Here is a 16,394-nt window from a genome sequence, read left to right on the forward strand (position 1 = left end):
GGGCTGGGGCATCCGGCGTTGACGTCAGGGTGTTGAGCAGGGTGACGGCCTCGCGGATCCCCTCGTCGAGGGGTTGATAGCGCCGGCAGTTGGAGAGGCGCAGCAGGGCCAGGACATCGTCCTCCCGGACGGGCTCGGTGAGGCCAGGGGCGATGCGCAGGCAGACATAGCTCATGTCGGCCGACAGCTGAAACCACGCTTTGCTTAACACCGGGTGCCTCCCTCGTTGCGCCTGTCCGGCTTGCCCGAACGGGGCAGGTCCTTGCCGAAAACCGATGCCGCCGGGGCGGCCCAGGTCGCAGTATTCGGGTATTTTTCCTTCCGGGTCAACGATCTGAATGCAAATGGGTGAACCGGGTTGAGGAAATATCGGCTGACGGGAGAGGGGCGGAGTCGGCACATGCCATGTGCCGCATTGCGGCTTTTTAGCGCAACATGCTGAATTTTTATGCTTTCGCTATCCAGAGTGTCAATCAAGTTGAGAGTGGCAATACGATTCACCTTGCCAGGCAGGAAGAGAGAGATTTTAATCTGCCGCCGCCCCAGGGAGATGGCCCTGGTCGCCACCGACCAGCCCCTTTTTTTGTCCAACCGAACGAGCCCCATGACCGCCCAAGGCCACCTGCTGTTTTCCGTCACCTGCGTCCTGCTTGCCCACAAGGCCGAGCTCACCCCGGCCCTGGCCGATGCCAGCCTCTGGCACCTGGTCCCCATGGCCCTGGCCAGCGCCCTGCTGCCGGATCTGGACCATCCCCACTCCCTGCTCGGGCGACAGCTGCCCTGGCTCTCGGGGCCCCTCTCCCGCCTGTTCGGCCATCGCGGCTTCACCCACAGCCTGCTGGCGGTGGGGATGGGGGTCTGGGGGCTGGCACAGGTGGAGGCCCCCTGGCTGCTGTCGGGGGCGGTGAAGGATGCCCTCATCGTGGGCTATCTCAGCCATCTGCTGGGGGACTGGCTCACCCCCATGGGGATTCCCCTGTTCTGGCCCTGGCGTCGGCGTTTTCGCCTGCCCGGCCTGCCCCTCAGGAGCGGCGGGGGTTACGAGAGGGCCTTCTGCCTGCTGACCCTGGCGCTCGCCGGGTACTGGGTCCACGGGGATCTGGGGTTTGCCGCCTTCTAGTGCGAAGGTTCAGCCTTGGCGCCTGGCCGTTCTCGTCAGGGTGAGGTAGTCGGCGAGCACCGGCAGCCCCTGCAGGTGGCGGCGCAGCATGTCGAGGGCGGCGAAGGCGAGGATCCGGCGCCCGCTCTCGGGATCCGGGTGGCTGACCTTGAGGGTCTGGCCAAACTGCCGCCCGTCGACGCACAGCAGCAGGGGCACGCCGTCCGGCCCGGCACGGCCTATGGTGAGGCTCAGGGGCGCGGCGGGCACCGCCAGCTGCATCAGGTCGGCGGGGAGGCTGTGGCTGAAGTGCGCCTCCAGCCCGGGGTGGAAATGGCACATGGCCAGCAGGGCGCCCCGGCTCTCCCCTTCTCGCAGGTGCAGCGGCCGCGCGCCCAGCAGGGCCAGGATCTGGCTGGCCGGCTCCTCGTTGCCCCGTCCCACCAGCCAGGGCGCAATCTCCCCCAGCAGGCGCGCCTCGGCGGCATCCATGTCGGCGGCACTGGCCCCGTGGCCGATGAGCTTCAACTCGATGAGCGGCATGGACGAGCGGTAGCCCAGCTCTATGCCGGAGGGCCAGGGGGCCGCATCCAGCCGGTCCGAGAGGGCGGATTCCGAGATGCCGAAGGTGTAGAAGCGGCGCAGCTCGGTATCCGTCGCTTCCCCCGCCAGCGCCTTGAGGCGGGGCATGATCTGCTCGCGCACCATCTGCTTGAACTCGAACGGCACGCCCGGGGTGAAGAAGAGTCGGCTCTGGCCCTGGCTGGCCGGGTGGCTGACCACAAAGCCGCAGGCGGTGCCCACCGGGTTGTCGAGGATCTCGCAACCCTGTGGCAGCCAGGCCTGCTTGGCGTTGCTGGCGGCCATGGTGCGGCCACGGCTGGCGTAGCGCTCGGCCATGGTGGCGAGCCAGTCGGGGAACAGGGTCAGGGGTTGGTCGAACGCCTCGGCTGCCGCCTGGGCGGTGAGGTCGTCGGCGGTGGGGCCGAGGCCGCCGCACACCAGCACTACCTCGGCGCGTTCGCTGCTCTCGCGCAGCACGGCCTTCAGGTCGGCGAGGTTGTCCCCCACGGTGGCGCGGCGGCGCACCTGCCAGCCCTGCTCCAGCAGCAGGGCGCTGAGCCAGGCGGCGTTGGTGTCCACCACCAGGCCGGTCACTATCTCGTCGCCTGTGCTGATGATCTCGATGCGCATGGGGACTCCTTGGGTGGGCTGCGCCCGATCAGGGCTTGCCGTGTTCGAAGTAGTAGCTGATCCGGGTGCGCGGGTTGAGGTACTCGAACACCGCGGGGGGCAGGCGTTTGGGGTGGATCACCTTGGCGATGGTCAGCCCTGCCTCGTCGAGGTCGATGATGGCCGCCTCCTGGCGCGGGATGCGGGGATCATACACCAGCACCGCGGGATAGAGCAGGCGGGAGGCGTTGACCGACATCACCAGGCCCACCTGGCCGTTGGAGAGCTGCACCACGCTGCCCGGGGGGTAGACCCCCATCAGGCGGATCAGCATGCCGAGGTGATCGGCGTTGAACTGGGCCTTGCGCTGCTTGTAGAGGCTGCCGAGGGCCGAATAGGGCACCTTGGCCTGCAGGTGGCAGAGGTTGTCGTACTCGTTGATGAGGGAGACGATCTGGGTGAGGGGATCGAGCTGGGTGCCCCTGAGCCCCTGGGGCCCGCTGCCATCCAGGTATTCGTGGTGGTGCTGCACGATGAGCTTGGCCGGATCCGGAAAATCCTTGGCCAGGCTCAGCAGCTCCAGCCCGTAGCGCGGGTGCTGGGCCATCAGGTTCAGCTCAGGCTTGGTGAGCGGCTCCGTCTTGCGCAGCAGCTGGCTCGGCAGCTTGAGCTTGCCGATGTCGTGGAACAGGGCCCCCATGCCGACCTGGCGGATCGCCTCGGCCGGCAGCTTGCACTCCCTGGCCAGCAGCATGCTGAGCACGCTGACGTTGAGGGAGTGGAACTGGAGGCTGTTGCCGTCCGCGCTGTCCGACACCAGGTGCAGCACCATCTCGTCCACCGACAGCAGCTGCTCCGTCATGGCGTTGATCAGCTCCTGGGCCTCGGAGATGGCGTTGAGGGGGCGGGACTGGATCTTGCCCATCAGGTTGCGCACCTGGGCCAGGGACTGGCGGAACTGTTTCTCGCACTGCTGCAGGTCGCGGCGATAGCGCTGCAACTGCTCGATGCGCCGGGTCTTCTCCTGCTCCATCACCTGCTGGCGGGCGACGAGCGCCTCGCCGTCCTCCTCGTGGGATGTGTCCTGGCCGAGGGGCTTGGGGGGCGTGTCGCTCTTGTCGGGGATGATGGTGACCAGCTTGAGGCCGAGCCGACGGATCAGCTCTATCTCCTCCTCGCTTTTGAGCTTGAAGCTGGAGAACAGGAAGGGGTGTTCACGCCACCCCAGCGGCAGGGAGACGTAATTGCCGACTTGCAGCCGGTCGACCGAGATCTTGATTCCTGTCATGGGGTTGGGCACGAGAGACACACTGAGCCGTATGCTAGTCAAAGGCCGGAGTGAATACAAAAGGTATCTGATGACAGGATGAGCGCTTTATTATAGGCTTCTAGATGTCCAGACATATTTACCGATGCAGTACAGGGAGTCAGCATGCCGATCAAGATCCCGGACCAGTTGCCCGCCGCCGAAGTGCTGGGGCAGGAGAACATCTTCGTGATGACGGAATCCCGGGCCGTCACCCAGAACATCCGCCCGCTGCGGGTGCTCATCCTCAACCTGATGCCCAAGAAGATCGAGACCGAGATCCAGCTGATGCGAATGCTCTCCAACTCGCCGTTGCAGGTGGACGTGGATCTGCTGCGCATCGACGATCGGGAGTCGAAAAACACGCCCCAGGCGCACCTGGAGAACTTCTATCACGACTTCGAGCAGGTGCGCGGCAACAACTACGACGGCATGATCATCACGGGGGCGCCGCTCGGGCTGGTGGAGTTCGAGGAGGTGATTTACTGGCCCCGCATCGTCGAGATCATCGAGTGGTCCCATCAGCACGTGACCTCCACCCTGTTCCTGTGCTGGGCGGTGCAGGCGGCGCTCAAGGCGCTCTATGGCATGGAGAAGCAGACACACGGCGAGAAGCTCTCCGGGGTCTATCGTCACCACCGTCTCGACGAGCACGAGCCGCTGCTGCGCGGCTTCGACGACGAGTTCGTCGCCCCCCACTCCCGCTACGCGGCGTTCGACGGGGATCTCATCCGTGCCCACACCGATCTGCAGATCTTCGCCGAGTCCGAAGAGGCGGGGGTCTATCTGGCGGCGACCAAGGATTGCCGCCAGGTGTTCGTCACCGGTCACCCGGAATACGATGCCCTGACCCTGGACGGCGAGTACCGGCGGGATCTGGCGGCCGGCCTCTCCCCTGTGGTGCCGGTCAACTACTACCCGGACAACGATCCGGATCAGACCCCGCGCGCCACCTGGCGCAGCCACGGTCACCTGCTGTTTTCCAACTGGCTCAACTACTACGTCTATCAGTTGACCAGCTACAGGGTGGAAGACATCGGCAAGGTGTTCACCTACCAGCAGCCCAAGGGGCAGTAACGCCTCAGTCGGCCCCGGCCAGCCGCCGTCCCCGGGTGTCGAGCCAGTGGCGGTGGCTGGCCAGGGTGAAGGCGCGGGGCCGCCTGGCCCGGATGCAGGCCATGGCCTCCTGCTGGGGCTGGCCCTGGCTCATCAGCAGCAGGGCCGCCGCCAGCCCGGTGCGACCGCTCCCCCCGTGGCAGTGAATGGCCAGGTGGCGCCCCTCCCGCAGCAGGGTGAGCAGCTCGGGCAACACCCTGGGCCAGGCCCGCTCGAAGGCGTCGTCAGGGGCCTGGTCGTCCGCGACGGGCAGGTGGAACCAGCCCATGCCTCTGGCCTCCACCAGTGAGCCGAGTGTTCCCATGCCGAGGTCGGCCAGCTCGGCCTGCGTCATCAGGGTGAGCACTCCGCCGGCACCGGCTAGCTGCAACTGGGCCAGAGCCTGTTCCATGGGGACCTGCTGGCTGCCGGGGCAGGGGGTGAGCAACAACTGGCCGTCGAGGCGCAACACCTCCAGGCTCCAGAAGGGGTGGGCACTGAGCATGGGGGTCCTCGTGGTGGCTGGGATAGGCGGGATGGCTTGGCCTCCCGCTGGGGTGCGGCACAGCATAGGGGCGCCGGGGGCGATGTCAATCCGCGTTGTGTTCGTCCCGGTTTACGGGCAGAGTCTAAAAAAATCGAGCGATGGAAGGAGTAGAGATGAGAAACCTGGATCAACTGGACTTGGACATCCTGGCCCATCTGTTTCGCGATGCGGGCATGACCAACAAGGACTTGGCGGCCCTGGTCGGGGTGGCACCGTCCACCTGCCTGGAGCGGGTGCGCAAGCTGCAGCAGGACGGGGTGCTCAAGGGGGCACACTGCGAGGTGGACTACCAGGCCCTGGGCGGCCACATCCAGGCCATGGTCTCGTTGCAGCTGGCGCGCCACAGCCGCCAGATCATCGATGCGTTTCGCGACGCCATCCTGGCGCTGCCCGAGGTGATCAGCCTGTTCCACATGGGTGGCAAGGATGACTTCCTGGTGCACCTGTGCGTCTCCGACACCGAGCACCTGCGCAACTTCGTGTTCGACCACTTCACCTCCCGCGAAGAGGTGGTGCACCTCGAGACCTCCCTGGTGTTCGAGCACAGGTTCAGCCGCTCCCTGCCCTGTTTCCCCCATGCCTGAGTCTCCTTCGTCCATGGCGAGGGGTGAAGGTGCGCGAGGTGGCCTGACCTGCCTCCGGCGGCAGCCGGAACGAGCGGATCCGGGGCCAGCCCGGGCCACTACGAGATAAACGGCTGAAAAAACTGTGATCCTCCCGGCAAAGCGGGGAGGGTTGCTTGCCTATAATGGCGCCGAATTTCTCAATCGGAGCCGAAGGGATGCCGGTCTTTATCGATGTGGAATATCTGCGGGGATGGTGCCTGTTCGTGGTGCTCTCCGACGGCGTCACGGGCGTACTGGATCTGACCCCCTGGCGCCACCAGCCCCTGTTTGCCGCCATCGACACCGAGCGACGTTTCGCCCGGGTCTTCATCAATCGCCGCCACCAGCTGGAGTGGCCCGCAGGTTGCACCCTGTCGGCCCAGGAGGTCTACCACCTGATCCTGCCCATCGACGAGCGCGACGCCTTCCACGATCGCAATGCGCATTGAGCGTGGCCTGCTAACTCGTTGAGCAGGTAACGTTTTCAGTCACAGACCCGCTCTGCTCCGGCCGTTATCATGGCCTCAAAGGCGGCGCCTTTTGCGCCGACACCACCACAGCGGGAAGATAACAATGAAACAAGGAACGTTGCGTCGTGGCGGCCTGATCGGGGCCGCCCTGTTACTGACGGCTTGCGGCAGCGGGGGCGGTGGCTCCAGCACCGAGACCGAGCCGCCGGTGGTCAATCCTGACCCCCCGGCTGCTGCCCGCGCCTGTTACGGGGATGATCAGCCGGCCTGCAACCTGAGAACCTACCAGGTGATGGTGGAGTCCTTCGTCGATGGCGACGGCAGCGCCAACTACGGCGTCGGCTACGGCCCCTCCCGGCACAACGGCGATCTGCAGGGGATCATCGACAGCCTGGACCACATCAAGAGCCTCAACGTCAACGCCATCTGGCTCACCCCGGTGTTCGACTCCTGCGCCGGCCAGGCCGGGGACGACCGGCTGGACGCGACCGGCTACTTCGCCTGCGACTTCTTCAACGTGGATCCCAACTTCGGCAGCAACGCCCAGCTCAAGACCCTGGTGGACGCGGCGCACCAGCGCGGGCTCCATGTCTTCCTCGACGGGGTGTTTGGCCACGTCAACAAGGTAGGGGTGAGCAAGCCCTCGCCGGAGGGGCGCCTGCCCGCCCTCAAGAGCGGCGGCGCCGGCTACCCGGGCCAGCTGGTGGACTACAGCCAGCCCGAGAGCCTGGCCTACTTCAAGGAGGTGGCCCGCTACTGGATCGAGCAGTACGGCATCGACGGCTGGCGCCTCGATCAGGCCTATCAGCTCGGCCTCGACGACTGGCGCGCCATTCGCACCGAGGTGGAACAGGCCAGCGCGGCACGCAAGGCCGCCGGCCTGCAGTGGGGCACGCTCGGTTACATGGTGGGGGAGGTGTGGAAGGGGGCCGACGACATCCGCAACGAGGCCTATGGCTCGAGCGACAACCCGGCGCTCTCCTCGGCGTTCGACTTCCCGCTGCGCTACGGCCTGGTGCAGGCGCTGGCGGTGGAGGAGTCCGGCAAGGGCGGGCAGGGGGCCAGCGTGCTCGATGCCAGCTGGAACAGGGTGGAGAACTACCCGAACCACGCCATGCCGAACCTGATGCTGGGCAACCACGATCTGGTGCGCTTCGGCGATCTGCTGGAGCGTGGCAACTTCAACCAGGCGGACTACTGGCAGCGCCACAAGGCGGCCTTCAGCTTCCTGGCGGCCCGCTCCGGCCCCATCACCCTCTACTACGGCGAGGAGTTTGGCGACGAGGTGCCGGGCTTTGCTGCCCAGGTGAGCGGTGACTGTGCGGCCCAGGGATTGTGCGACGATCACGTGGCCCGCAGCGACGGCAAGGTGCCCGGTGTCACCGGTTTCGTGCCGAGCGGCGAGCAGGCCGAGCTCAAGCAGTGGCTGAGCGAGCTGCTGGCCCTGCGCGCCAAGCATCCCGCCCTCTATCAGGGGGAGCGGGTCAAGCTGGTGGCGGACGGCAGCGTCTACGGCGATCTCAAGCAGACGGCGAGCGAGCAGATCGTCTACCTGCTCAACGTCTCCAGCACGCCCCAGAGCTACAGCCTGCCCCTGGCCAGGCTGCGTAGCGGCAGCGCCCTGGTGGATCTGCAGAGCGGCGAGCGCCTGACCCTGGGGAGCAGCAGCCTGACGGTGGACTTGCCGCCCCTGACCGGCCGCTTCCTGTTGCTGCAATGACGCCTGTCCCGGCAATGAAGAGGGCCCCGCTACGGGGCCCTTCTTGTTTCTGGCGGGTCAGGAGGCGCCCTGCCCCCGGTTCTCCAGCCGCAGGCGGAAGGCCCGGGCGAGGCGCTCGTAGAGGTCCTTGGCCTCCCTGTCTTCGATGTCGCCCCGGATCCAGGGGTTGTCGATGATCTCCAGCAGCACGCAGCCCTGGCCCTGCTGGCGCAGATCCACTCCGAACAGGCCGTTGCCGAGCTGGTGGACGGCGCGGCGGGCGGTCTGCAGCACCCGCTCCGGCACCTCAGTGAGCGGCAGCGCCTCGATCCGGCTCATGTCGAGGGGGTGCATGCGGCGGCGGATGCGGTTGCCGGGCTCGGGCCGGTAGCGGCGGCAGGCGAACAGTGGCGAGCCGTCGAGAAAGCCGATGCGCCAGTCGAACTCGGCGGGGATCCGGCTCTGCACCAGCAGCAGGGCGGAGCGGGCCAGCCCCTCGTCCAGCAGACGGGCGAGCTGCTGCTCGTCGCTGGCCATGGCGAGATCCCGCCCCTGGGCGCCGTCGGGGATCTTCACCATCAGCGGCAGGCCGAGGCGCTGCACCAGCTCGTCCACGTGCTGGCGGCCGCGCCGGGTCACCACCATGGTGGGGGGCATGGGGACACCGCTGCGCACCATCAGCTCGTAGAGGTAGAGCTTGTTGCTGCAGGCGAGGATGGCGCGGGAGCTGTCGATCACCGGCATCTTGAGCTGCTCGGCACGGCGGGCGAATTCGAAGGTGTAGTGGCCCACCGCGGTCTCGGCGCGCAGCCAGAGGGTGTCGAACTCCGGCAGTCGCTCGATGGCCGAGGGGGCCAGGATCTCGGCCCGGATCCCCTGGGCGGCGGCGGCCTCGATGAAGCGCTCCAGCGCCAGGGCATCGCTGCTGGCGCGACCATCCCCCTGATCCACCAGGATGGCGAGCTGGTAGCGCGGCGCCGCCTGTTCCTCGTCCCCCGCACCGGCCAGGGCCTGGGCGTGCTGCAGCATCAGCGCCTTCTCGCTCGGGCTCAGCGCCAACGGTGACAGGCTCTCCTGCTGGCGCACCGACCAGCCGTGGCGGCCGCGCTTGAGGGTCAGCTCCTGCAGCGGCAGCTGGCTCAGGCCGTAGTAGTAGCGGGCCAGCCCCGCCAGCTCGCTCTGCTCGCACTGGCCGAAGATGGCGCGCACCCGGATCCTGTCCTCGGTCTGCTGGGCCAGCCAGCCCTGCAGCTTGCGCCACAGCTTGGCGGGGGGCTGCTGGGGTTGCAGCCGGCTGATGGCCTGCAATCCCGGCAGGCAGTGGTGGCCGCGGGCCTGGGCCAGCAGGGAGCAGTAGTAGCCGGCCCCCAGGTGTTCCAGCGAGCGGCAGAGGTTGATGATGCGCGGACGTCCCCCTGTGGTGGGCAGGCCGTGTTGCAGGTAGGTGCGGGCGGTCAGCAGATAGTCGGCATGGCAGGGCCAGTCGCCCGCCTCCTCGACGATGACATAGGTACTCATATTTTCGGCTCCACAGAAAGGGCTGCCAGAAACGGCAGGATCCCCAGTGGGCTTCGATGCACCGACAAGCACGACAATGGCGCGAGGGGAAACAAGAGGTTACAGTGCCTAATATTCTGCCTTGGTAACTTGTGATACAAGTCGCATTTCTGGTGCTGAGGATAAATAACCGAACAAGGACTCCCCGTGTTGACCGTGCGCGTCGCCCGAACCGACGATCTGGGCGCCATCGTGAAGCTGGAACGCTACTGCTTTCCCCCCGAGGTCGCCTTCGGCCGCAGCCGCTGGCACTATCTGCTCAATCAGGCCAAGGGGCGCACCCTGCTGCTGCAAGACGAGAAGGCGCAGGTGATGGGCTATTTGAGCGTGCTGGAGCACAAAGGCTGGGATCGCCTCATCATCCAGACCCTCGCCATCCGCTGGACGGTGCGCCGCCAGGGCTGGGCACGCCGCCTGCTGGAGCAGGTGATCCGGGAAGGCCGCGAGGCCGGCTGGGGGGCCATCCGGCTCGAAGTCGCCGACGCCAACCCCGAGGCCAGAACCCTCTATCAGGGGCTGGGATTTCGCCCAAGGGTACGGCTGCCCGACTACTACGGGCCCGGCCAGCATGCCCACCGCCTGGTGCTGGTGCTGGGTGACGAGAGGCAGGACCCATCATGAGCTGCGATGACTGCCTGGCCACGGCCATCAGGGCCAGGCTGGGGCGCTGCCCGATCTGCGCCGCCCAGACCCTTCTCATCGGGGTCGTCGGTTGGCTGGTCTGGTGGTGGTGCGGGGCCGACACCTCGGTCAACGCCCTGACCGGCCTGCTGTTTGCGCTCGGGGGCTCGGGTCTCTTCCTGCTGCACCTGGCGGCCTTTGCATGGCGCAAGCTGGCGCAGCGAGACAGATAAGATGCTGATTTTTCAAGAAGACAAATAACAATGGAGGTTCACATGATTGCAATGGTAACGGGCGCCTCGTCCGGCTTTGGTGAGGCCATCAGCCGCCTGCTGGTGAGCGCAGGCCATCGGGTGATCGGCACGGGTCGCCGCGCCGAACGGCTGGCCGCCCTGGCCGAGGAGCTGGGCGAGCAGTTCCTGCCCCTGGTGTTCGACGTGCAGGACAAGGCCGCCACCCGCGCCGCCATCGAGGCGCTGCCGACCGAATGGCAACAGGTGGACCTGCTGGTCAACAACGCCGGTCTGGCCCTGGGGCTGGAGCCTGCCCACAAGGCGGATCTGGAAGACTGGGAGCAGATGATCGCCACCAACATCAGCGGCCTCACCCTGATCACCCGCTTGCTGCTGCCGGGCATGGTGGCGCGCAACCGCGGCCACGTCATCAACATCGGCTCCATCGCAGGGACCTATCCCTATCCGGGCGGCAACGTCTACGGCGCGACCAAGGCCTTTGTGAAGCAGTTCAGCCTCAACCTGCGTGCCGATCTGGCGGGCACTGCGGTGCGTGTCACCAACGTGGAGCCCGGCCTGTGCGGCGGCACCGAGTTCTCCAACGTGCGCTTCCACGGGGACGATGCCAAGGCGGCCACCGTCTACCAGGGGGTGCAGGCCATCCAGCCGGAGGATATCGCCAATACCGTGCGCTGGATCAGCGAGCAGCCCGCCCACGTCAACATCAACAGCATCGAGATCATGCCGGTGGCCCAGACCTTCGGCCCGCTGCATATCAGCCGCCGCTGAGGCCGGTCTGGTGATTCACCAACCCAAGAGAGGCGCCCTTCGGCGCCTCTTTTTATGGCGCCGCTGCCGGGTGCCGTCGCCCTGGGTTGTCTGGCGCGCGGTACTCAAGTTGGCCCGCAATTTGCTGCACCCTGGCCATGGCGGGGCGAGGGGCCCCAAAGTCCGGTGCGACCGGCAGTCAGCGTGGAGTCTTCATGGATATCAAACCCTATGGTCAGCAGCTCGCCCAGAGTGCGTCCCAGAGCCGTGCCCTGGCCACCCTTGGCGATAGCGACGACAAGCAGAGCGGCTGGTCTCAGCAGGTCAGTCTCTCCAGCCAGGCGCTGACCGGCAAGGCGCAGCAGGCCCTCACCTACGAGCATCTGGCCAGGAATGGCAAGAGTGCGGCCCTGACCGGCGGCGTCAAGGATGCGCGGGTGCAGCAGATGGTGGACAAGGCCCTGGGCTTCGATCGCAAGAAATTTGACGATCTCGAGAGCCAAATCAAGCGCCTGGCCGACGACAAGACGCTCTCGGACGAGGAACGGGAGAGCCAGACCCAAGGGCTCACCGAGCAGCGCGATGCCATGCTCAAGGCGGCCATGGATCGCCTCACCGGCAAGTCGTCGCCCGTTCAGGCGTGACGGGATTGGCAAGGCTGGCGCCAGGGGACAAGGCGTCGAGCTCCCGGGGGCACCGGGCCGGATAAAGCAGGGAGGGTCGCGGCCCTCCCTGCCCAGGGGGGATCAGGGCTGTTTCGGCACTATCCCGATGGCGATGGCCGTGGTCTGCACCGCCTTGATCTGATCCCCCTTGGCGATCAGGGCGAACTGGGCCGGATCCTTCACCTGGATGCTGAGGGTCTTGTCCACCCCCTTGACCCTGATGGTCTGCTGCGCCTTGTCGACGTCGATGACGTCCGCATAGATGGTCACCTGCATGCCGGCGCCCGCCGCAGGCTGTTCTCCCGGGGCGGCCTTGCCCCCTTCCACTTCCACCACCCGCTTTCTCACCCCGGCGGTGCCCTTGAGCAGCGTCAGATCCAGCAGTTGCAGGTATCGCAAGGCCACCACGTCCCCCACCTTGAGGTTCTGGAGGTTGGCCACCTCTTCCCCGGCGACCAGATCGAACGCCTTGCCTTCGGCGTTCTTGAGGCCGACCTTGCGGCTGGCCAGGTCGATGGCGGTCACCGTGGCTTCGGCGGTCAGCTCTTCTGCCAGGCTGGCCTGGCCCGGGGTGACCGCCACATTGGTGGTCACCTGGGCGGCCTGTATCAGGGGATGAGTGCAGAGGGCGAGCGCTCCGGCAATCCATGCGTGCTTCAGTTTCATGATTGAGACCCTGTGGCTGGGAACGGGACCCCGAGAGGGGTCATGACGGCGGGAAGGGCGACACGCCGCTCCCCGCTACCAACATAGCAAAGTCGCACCTGAGTACCATCATGCCGGATGCAGGTCATCGCCGTTTTGACGGCGCGCTCTCGTTTTGACCTGGTGGCACGGCGGGCGCACAATCCCCCTGCATGCATTCAACCGAGGGCTCTGCCGTGTACAACTTCCAATATGCCAACCCCACCCGCGTCTGTTTCGGCGAGGGCCAGATCGCCAGGTTACCGGAGCTGATCCCGGCCGGCAGCCGCCTGCTGGTGCTCTACGGCGGTGGCAGCATCAAGCGGAACGGGGTCTATGAGCAGCTGACCCAGGCGCTGGCGGGACGGGAGTGGCAGGAGTTTCCCGGCATCGGCGCCAACCCCCAGTACGATCAGCTGATGGAGGCGGTGGCCCTGGTCAAGCGCGAGCGCATCGACTTCCTGCTGGCGGTGGGTGGCGGCTCCGTGGTGGATGGCAGCAAGTTCGTGGCCGCCGCGGCCTGCTTCGAAGGGGCGGACCCCTGGGAGATCCTGCTGCACAAGGCCCCCGTCGAGGCGGCGTTGCCGCTCGGCTGCGTGCTGACCCTGCCGGCTACCGGTTCGGAGAGCAACCCGGCCGCGGTGGTGAGCCGGGGGGAGGCCAAGCTCTCCTTCATGAACCCGCTGGTGCAGCCGGTGTTTGCGGTGCTGGATCCCACTACCACCTACAGCCTGCCGCCGCGCCAGGTGGGCAACGGCGTGGTGGATGCCTTCGTTCACATCATCGAGCAGTATCTCACCTTCCCGGTGGGGGGCGAGGTGCAGGACCGGCTGGCGGAAGGCCTGCTGCAGGTGCTGGTGGACAACGGCCCGCGCGCGCTGGCGGAGCCCGCCAACTACCAGGTGCGCGCCAACCTGATGTGGGCGGCCAGCCTGGCGCTCAACGGCCTCATCGGTCGCGGCGTGCCCCAGGACTGGTCCACCCACGCCATCGGTCACCAGCTTACCGCCCTGCACGGGCTGGATCATGCCCAAAGTCTGGCGGTGGTGCTGCCCTCCCTGCTGCGCGAGCAATCGGCCCAGAAGCAGGAGAAGCTGGCCCAGTTCGCCGAGCGGGTGTGGCACTCCGGCCGCGAGGACAAGGCGCTGCGCATCGAGGAGGCGATCATCCGCACCGAGCAGTTCTTCCAGCAGATGGGGGTGGGCACCCGCCTCACCGACTACGGCCTGGATGCGCGCTGCATCCCGGGGATCTGCTCCAACCTCAAGCGCTTCGGCCTGACGGCGCTCGGGGAGCAGCAGGACATCGACCCCGACAAGGTAGCCAGGATCCTTTCCCACGCGCTTTAAGTCAGGGGCCAGCGCCTGGCAACCATAGTGGCGTGGATCCTCTTCCACACCCTCTGATCACTGGCTGATCAACGAAAAAACGCCCCGATCATCGGGGCGTTTTGCATGGTGTTGCCTGTCGCACAGCCGCTTATTCGGCGCTCTGGTCCAGCTCGCGCTCCAGCGCCGCCGCCTTCTGGCGGGCCGGGTGGGTGTTGAGCCGCTGCCAGTAGACCTGCAAGTGGGGGAAGTGCGCCAGCTGGCCGCTCTGGGCCAGCAGATCCACCAGGAAGGAGTTCAGTATGTCGGCGCCGGTGAGGCGATCGGCCACCAGGTAGCGGCGGCTGGCCAACACCTCATCGAGGTAGCCCAGCACCTTGGCGCACTCCGCCCTGGCGTAGCCCGGCAGGAAGCGCATCGGGCTGCCATCCTTGCGCACGAAGATGTCGAGCAGCAGCGGCAGTATGCCGGAGCTCTCGGCGAAGTGGAGCCACTGCAGGTACTCGGCGTACTCCGGGCTGTCGGGGGCCGGCGCCAGCCGCTCGGGGGCGTGGCGGGCGATCAGGTACTCGGTGATGGCGCCGGATTCCGTCAGCACGCGCCCGTCAAACTCGATGACAGGCGACTTGCCGAGGGGGTGGATGGCCTTGAGCTCGGGGGGCGCCAGGAAGGTGGCGGCATCGCGCTGGTAGGCCTGGACCCGGTAGGGCTGGCCCAGCTCTTCGAGCAGCCAGATGATGCGCTGGGAGCGGGATTTGTTCAGGTGGTGCAGGACTATCATGGGAACCTCAACGGGGTGACGGAAGGGCATGATACGCGCCGGTACTGAAACTGGTTCACTGGCTCACAGAAGAAAAGAGCGGGGCTGCCCCCGCTCTGCTGCTGGCTCAGGCCTCCAGCGCCTGATCCAGGTCCGCCAGTATGTCCTCGATGGCCTCGATCCCCACCGACAAGCGGATCATCTCCGGCTTGACCCCTGCCTTGGCCTGCTCCTCTTCGCTCAGCTGGCGATGGGTGGTGGAGGCGGGGTGGCAGGCCAGGGACTTGGCATCCCCGATGTTGACCAGCCGCTTGAAGATCTTGAGCGCATCATAGAAGCGCACCCCCGCCTCGTAGCCCTCCTTCAGACCGAAGGAGAGGATGGCAGAGGGGCGGCCGGCCATGTACTTCTCCGCCAGCGGGTAGTGGGGGTGGCCCGGCAGGCCGGCGTAGCTGACCCAGGCCACCTTGGGGTGGTGCTTGAGGTGGTGGGCCACCCGCAGGGCGTTGTCCACGTGGCGCTCCATGCGCAGGCTGAGCGTCTCCAGCCCCTGCAGCAGCAGGAAGGCGTTCATGGGGGCCAGGGCCGCGCCCGTGTTGCGCAGGGGCACCGTGCGTACCCGGCCGATGAAGGCCGCCGGCCCAAAGGCCTCCGTATAGACCACCCCGTGGTAGGAGGGCTCGGGCTGGGTGAGCTGGGGGAAGCGCTCGGCATGGTCCGCCCAGGGGAACTTGCCCGAGTCGACGATGACACCTCCCAGCGAGTTGCCGTGGCCACCCACGTACTTGGTCAGGCTGTGCACCACGATATCGGCGCCGTGCTCGATGGGCTTGCACAGCACAGGGGTGGCGACCGTGTTGTCGACAATCAGCGGCACGCCACGGGCATGGGCTACCTTGGCGAAGGCCGCCAGATCGACGATGTTGCCGGCCGGGTTGCCGATGCTCTCGCAGTAGACCGCCTTGGTCCTGTCGTCGATGAGGGCGGCGATGGCCTCGGCGCTGTCATCCCTGGCGAAGCGCACCTCGACCCCGAAGCTCGGCAGCATGTGGGCAAACAGGGTGTAGGTGCCGCCGTAGAGCTGGGGCGTGGAGACGATATTGTCGCCGGCGGCGGTCAGCGCCTGGATGGCGTAGGTGATGGCGGCGGAACCCGCCGAGACCACCAGGCCGGCGATCCCCCCTTCCAGGGCGGCCATCCGCTGTTCCAGCACGTCGTTGGTGGGGTTCATGATGCGGGTGTAGATGTTGCCCGGCACCGCCAGATTGAACAGATCCGCCCCGTGCTGGGCGCTCTCGAACTCGTAGGCCACCGTCTGGTAGATGGGTACGGCCACCGCCCTGGTGGCGGGATCGTGGGAAAAGCCGTGGTGCAGGGCCAGGGTCGCATCTTTCATCACACACTCCTTGTTGGATGTCGCCATCATGGATGGATAGACGTCCAATCTAGCAGGCCCGGCGCCGATGTAAACCACCCAATCCGGTAAAGCAATGCCGGCACGCTGCGGTGGCCATGGGGCCTGTCCGGGGCGGGGTCAGAGGCGGCGGCGATACTCCCTGTCGTCTATCTGGTGCATGTCCCACTGCATCAGGCGGTTGAGCTGGCTCATGGGATCCTCGATCAGGGTCAGGGGACGGGGCAGGATCCGCAGGAAGTAGCGGCGCAGGGTCTGCTGGATCCGGTTCGGCTTGGGGGTGGCGGCTTGGCTCATGATGGTGCTCCTGTGCTGTGGTGTTCACGTTCGCCAGCAGTATTGAGCTAAAATGAGGAAGTAAAAACTGATG

Annotated in this window: 18 protein-coding genes and 1 pseudogene; 10 read left to right on the forward strand and 9 right to left on the reverse strand. The window is 66.6% G+C overall.

The annotated features are described in order from the left end of the window. A pseudogene (locus BN1132_RS19975) lies at nucleotides 1–211 on the reverse strand (DUF342 domain-containing protein); the annotation flags it as partial. 393 nt (nucleotides 212–604) lie between these two features. Between BN1132_RS19975 and BN1132_RS10890 the strand changes: the two are divergent. Beyond that, nucleotides 605–1,120, forward strand: coding sequence for a metal-dependent hydrolase (locus BN1132_RS10890; RefSeq protein ID WP_042077693.1), 516 nt, complete (start codon nucleotides 605–607; stop codon nucleotides 1,118–1,120). Nucleotides 1,121–1,129: 9 nt separating this feature from the next. On the opposite strand, the gene BN1132_RS10895 is transcribed toward BN1132_RS10890, so the two are convergent. Continuing rightward, nucleotides 1,130–2,293 carry a competence/damage-inducible protein A gene (locus tag BN1132_RS10895; RefSeq protein ID WP_042077508.1) on the reverse strand — a complete coding sequence of 388 codons (1,164 nt, stop codon included), beginning with the start codon at nucleotides 2,291–2,293 and terminating at the stop codon, nucleotides 1,130–1,132. 28 nt (nucleotides 2,294–2,321) lie between these two features. Then, nucleotides 2,322–3,560, reverse strand: coding sequence for an HD-GYP domain-containing protein (locus BN1132_RS10900; RefSeq protein ID WP_042077694.1), 1,239 nt, complete (start codon nucleotides 3,558–3,560; stop codon nucleotides 2,322–2,324). 144 nt (nucleotides 3,561–3,704) lie between these two features. Between BN1132_RS10900 and metA the strand changes: the two genes are divergently transcribed. Then, entirely contained in the window at nucleotides 3,705–4,655 is a 951-nt protein-coding gene (metA, locus tag BN1132_RS10905) for a homoserine O-acetyltransferase MetA (RefSeq protein WP_042077510.1), read from the forward strand. A 4-nt stretch (nucleotides 4,656–4,659) separates the two neighbouring features. Here metA and BN1132_RS10910 read toward each other — a convergent pair whose 3' ends face one another. Then, the gene (locus tag BN1132_RS10910) at nucleotides 4,660–5,178 is read right to left on the reverse strand and encodes a phosphatase domain-containing protein (RefSeq protein ID WP_042077513.1); all 519 of its coding nucleotides are present in this window, start codon (nucleotides 5,176–5,178) and stop codon (nucleotides 4,660–4,662) included. 155 nt (nucleotides 5,179–5,333) lie between these two features. On the opposite strand from BN1132_RS10910, the gene BN1132_RS10915 reads away from it, so the two are divergent. The 3 genes from BN1132_RS10915 to BN1132_RS10925 all read left to right on the forward strand — a co-directional run bounded on the left by BN1132_RS10915 (nucleotide 5,334) and on the right by BN1132_RS10925 (nucleotide 8,015). Continuing rightward, a complete protein-coding gene (locus BN1132_RS10915) occupies nucleotides 5,334–5,804 on the forward strand; it encodes an Lrp/AsnC family transcriptional regulator (protein WP_042077514.1) in 471 nt (156 codons plus the stop codon). Nucleotides 5,805–6,001: 197 nt separating this feature from the next. Then, entirely contained in the window at nucleotides 6,002–6,274 is a 273-nt protein-coding gene (locus BN1132_RS10920; protein ID WP_042077515.1) for a DUF2442 domain-containing protein, read from the forward strand. A gap of 124 nt (nucleotides 6,275–6,398) precedes the next feature. Next, nucleotides 6,399–8,015 (forward strand): alpha-amylase family protein, encoded by a 1,617-nt coding sequence (locus tag BN1132_RS10925; RefSeq protein WP_042077518.1) that lies wholly within the window; start codon nucleotides 6,399–6,401, stop codon nucleotides 8,013–8,015. Nucleotides 8,016–8,072: 57 nt separating this feature from the next. Here BN1132_RS10925 and BN1132_RS10930 read toward each other — a convergent pair whose 3' ends face one another. Then, the gene (locus tag BN1132_RS10930) at nucleotides 8,073–9,512 is read right to left on the reverse strand and encodes a RimK family protein (RefSeq protein ID WP_042077520.1); all 1,440 of its coding nucleotides are present in this window, start codon (nucleotides 9,510–9,512) and stop codon (nucleotides 8,073–8,075) included. A 186-nt stretch (nucleotides 9,513–9,698) separates the two neighbouring features. On the opposite strand from BN1132_RS10930, the gene BN1132_RS10935 reads away from it, so the two are divergent. The 4 genes from BN1132_RS10935 (at nucleotide 9,699) to BN1132_RS10950 (ending at nucleotide 11,817) form a co-directional block, all read left to right on the forward strand. Further along, nucleotides 9,699–10,172 carry a GNAT family N-acetyltransferase gene (locus tag BN1132_RS10935; protein ID WP_042077522.1) on the forward strand — a complete coding sequence of 158 codons (474 nt, stop codon included), beginning with the start codon at nucleotides 9,699–9,701 and terminating at the stop codon, nucleotides 10,170–10,172. Then, nucleotides 10,169–10,405 (forward strand): DUF3624 domain-containing protein, encoded by a 237-nt coding sequence (locus BN1132_RS10940; protein ID WP_042077525.1) that lies wholly within the window; start codon nucleotides 10,169–10,171, stop codon nucleotides 10,403–10,405. Before BN1132_RS10935 ends, BN1132_RS10940 begins: the two co-directional genes overlap by 4 nt. A gap of 42 nt (nucleotides 10,406–10,447) precedes the next feature. Beyond that, on the forward strand, nucleotides 10,448–11,194 hold the full coding sequence (locus tag BN1132_RS10945; protein WP_042077528.1) for an SDR family oxidoreductase: 747 nt from the start codon (nucleotides 10,448–10,450) through the stop codon (nucleotides 11,192–11,194). A gap of 194 nt (nucleotides 11,195–11,388) precedes the next feature. Continuing rightward, entirely contained in the window at nucleotides 11,389–11,817 is a 429-nt protein-coding gene (locus BN1132_RS10950) for a hypothetical protein (protein ID WP_042077531.1), read from the forward strand. 102 nt (nucleotides 11,818–11,919) lie between these two features. On the opposite strand, the gene BN1132_RS10955 is transcribed toward BN1132_RS10950, so the two are convergent. Further along, on the reverse strand, nucleotides 11,920–12,504 hold the full coding sequence (locus BN1132_RS10955) for a hypothetical protein (RefSeq protein ID WP_042077533.1): 585 nt from the start codon (nucleotides 12,502–12,504) through the stop codon (nucleotides 11,920–11,922). Nucleotides 12,505–12,695: 191 nt separating this feature from the next. Here BN1132_RS10955 and BN1132_RS10960 point away from each other — a divergent pair, with 191 nt between their 5' ends. Then, nucleotides 12,696–13,871 carry an iron-containing alcohol dehydrogenase gene (locus BN1132_RS10960; RefSeq protein ID WP_084202828.1) on the forward strand — a complete coding sequence of 392 codons (1,176 nt, stop codon included), beginning with the start codon at nucleotides 12,696–12,698 and terminating at the stop codon, nucleotides 13,869–13,871. Between the two features lie 130 nt (nucleotides 13,872–14,001). On the opposite strand, the gene BN1132_RS10965 is transcribed toward BN1132_RS10960, so the two are convergent. From BN1132_RS10965 to BN1132_RS19600, 3 genes are all read right to left on the reverse strand, one after another. After that, the gene (locus BN1132_RS10965; RefSeq protein WP_042077537.1) at nucleotides 14,002–14,631 is read right to left on the reverse strand and encodes a glutathione S-transferase family protein; all 630 of its coding nucleotides are present in this window, start codon (nucleotides 14,629–14,631) and stop codon (nucleotides 14,002–14,004) included. A 106-nt stretch (nucleotides 14,632–14,737) separates the two neighbouring features. After that, nucleotides 14,738–16,006 carry an O-acetylhomoserine aminocarboxypropyltransferase/cysteine synthase family protein gene (locus tag BN1132_RS10970; RefSeq protein WP_042077540.1) on the reverse strand — a complete coding sequence of 423 codons (1,269 nt, stop codon included), beginning with the start codon at nucleotides 16,004–16,006 and terminating at the stop codon, nucleotides 14,738–14,740. A gap of 138 nt (nucleotides 16,007–16,144) precedes the next feature. Then, a complete protein-coding gene (locus tag BN1132_RS19600; RefSeq protein WP_084202829.1) occupies nucleotides 16,145–16,321 on the reverse strand; it encodes a hypothetical protein in 177 nt (58 codons plus the stop codon). Nucleotides 16,322–16,394 lie beyond the last annotated feature (73 nt).

The organism is Aeromonas sanarellii, from assembly GCF_000820085.1.
GTDB classification, from domain to species: Bacteria; Pseudomonadota; Gammaproteobacteria; order Enterobacterales; family Aeromonadaceae; genus Aeromonas; species Aeromonas sanarellii.

Excerpts from the sequence above, each read along its gene's own strand:
- BN1132_RS10890 (WP_042077693.1), top strand. The coding sequence starts at position 605 with ATGACCGCCCAAGGCCACCTGCTGTTTTCCGTCACCTGCGTCCTGCTT.
- BN1132_RS10915 (WP_042077514.1), top strand. The coding sequence starts at position 5,334 with ATGAGAAACCTGGATCAACTGGACTTGGACATCCTGGCCCATCTGTTT.
- BN1132_RS10895 (WP_042077508.1), bottom strand. The coding sequence starts at position 2,293 with ATGCGCATCGAGATCATCAGCACAGGCGACGAGATAGTGACCGGCCTG.
- metA (WP_042077510.1), top strand. The coding sequence starts at position 3,705 with ATGCCGATCAAGATCCCGGACCAGTTGCCCGCCGCCGAAGTGCTGGGG.
- BN1132_RS10940 (WP_042077525.1), top strand. The coding sequence starts at position 10,169 with ATGAGCTGCGATGACTGCCTGGCCACGGCCATCAGGGCCAGGCTGGGG.
- BN1132_RS10900 (WP_042077694.1), bottom strand. The coding sequence starts at position 3,560 with ATGACAGGAATCAAGATCTCGGTCGACCGGCTGCAAGTCGGCAATTAC.
- BN1132_RS10910 (WP_042077513.1), bottom strand. The coding sequence starts at position 5,178 with ATGCTCAGTGCCCACCCCTTCTGGAGCCTGGAGGTGTTGCGCCTCGAC.
- BN1132_RS10930 (WP_042077520.1), bottom strand. The coding sequence starts at position 9,512 with ATGAGTACCTATGTCATCGTCGAGGAGGCGGGCGACTGGCCCTGCCAT.
- BN1132_RS10945 (WP_042077528.1), top strand. The coding sequence starts at position 10,448 with ATGATTGCAATGGTAACGGGCGCCTCGTCCGGCTTTGGTGAGGCCATC.
- BN1132_RS10925 (WP_042077518.1), top strand. The coding sequence starts at position 6,399 with ATGAAACAAGGAACGTTGCGTCGTGGCGGCCTGATCGGGGCCGCCCTG.
- BN1132_RS10955 (WP_042077533.1), bottom strand. The coding sequence starts at position 12,504 with ATGAAACTGAAGCACGCATGGATTGCCGGAGCGCTCGCCCTCTGCACT.
- BN1132_RS10970 (WP_042077540.1), bottom strand. The coding sequence starts at position 16,006 with ATGAAAGATGCGACCCTGGCCCTGCACCACGGCTTTTCCCACGATCCC.
- BN1132_RS19600 (WP_084202829.1), bottom strand. The coding sequence starts at position 16,321 with ATGAGCCAAGCCGCCACCCCCAAGCCGAACCGGATCCAGCAGACCCTG.
- BN1132_RS10965 (WP_042077537.1), bottom strand. The coding sequence starts at position 14,631 with ATGATAGTCCTGCACCACCTGAACAAATCCCGCTCCCAGCGCATCATC.
- BN1132_RS10950 (WP_042077531.1), top strand. The coding sequence starts at position 11,389 with ATGGATATCAAACCCTATGGTCAGCAGCTCGCCCAGAGTGCGTCCCAG.
- BN1132_RS10920 (WP_042077515.1), top strand. The coding sequence starts at position 6,002 with ATGCCGGTCTTTATCGATGTGGAATATCTGCGGGGATGGTGCCTGTTC.
- BN1132_RS10960 (WP_084202828.1), top strand. The coding sequence starts at position 12,696 with ATGCATTCAACCGAGGGCTCTGCCGTGTACAACTTCCAATATGCCAAC.